Source organism: Virgibacillus byunsanensis, assembly GCF_042675965.1.
Lineage (GTDB): Bacteria > Bacillota > Bacilli > Bacillales > Amphibacillaceae > Virgibacillus_R > Virgibacillus_R byunsanensis.
The window spans coordinates 1-863 of record NZ_JBHTKJ010000084.1 but is presented as its reverse complement, the minus strand read 5'-3'; the positions used below and the strand labels follow the sequence as shown (position 1 = coordinate 863).

The 863-nt window shown below is 39.3% G+C and carries 1 protein-coding gene; it reads left to right on the top strand.

What is annotated here, in order from left to right; translation table 11 throughout:
- A partial coding sequence (locus tag ACFQ3N_RS20430) for a reverse transcriptase domain-containing protein (protein WP_390365092.1) occupies positions 1–847 on the top strand: 847 nt, incomplete at its 5' end.
- Between the last annotated feature and the right edge of the window lie 16 nt (positions 848–863).

The window sequence follows — 863 nt, the reverse complement described above, 5'->3', positions numbered from 1 at the left end:
TTTCTTTGATAATGTAGACCACAAGTGGATGTTGGAATTCCTGAAAGAACGTATTGCGGACCCGAGCTTTCTTCGTATAATCGCCCGATTTCTTAAGGGTGGATACATGGAGCAAGCAAGATACTACAAGACAGAGAACGGAACACCTCAAGGCGGATTGATTTCGCCAATACTAGCTAATGTTTACCTGCATTATGTCTTGGACTTATGGTTTGAGCGACATGTGAAGAAAAGAAGTAAGGGGCAGGCATATCTTGTCCGATATGCAGATGACTTTGTTTGCTGTTTTCAATACTACGAGGATGCACATGCATTCTATGACGCTTTAAAACGAAGATTGAATAAGTTCAATTTGGAAATAGCTGAGGATAAAACGAAGATTATTCCTTTTGGAAGGTTCTCTGAAGGAAATCATAGAAGAAAGGGAATGGGCAACCCACCAACTTTCAATTTTCTTGGCTTCACACATTACTGTAGCAAAAGCAAGAAAGGTAATTTTCGTGTGAAGCGCAAGACAAGCAAGAAGAAAATGTCCTCTAAGCTAAAGGAGAATAAGGAGTGGCTGAAAGCCAACCGTCATCTAGCCATGAGGGATATAGTCAAAAGACTAAGACGTTCTCTAAAGGGTTATTACAATTACTATTGTATTACAGACAATCTAACTAATGTGGTGCAGTTCCAAGATGAGGTAGTAAAACAATTCTTCAAGTGGATGAATCGCAGAAGTCAACGAAAATCATTCACTTGGGAGAAGTTTCGACTATTTCTCAACAAATTTCCATTACCAAAGCCAAAGGCAAAGGTCAGTATCTATGATCTGAGGAACCATATAAGCTATATTCTGTGAAAGATGTTGGAGAGGA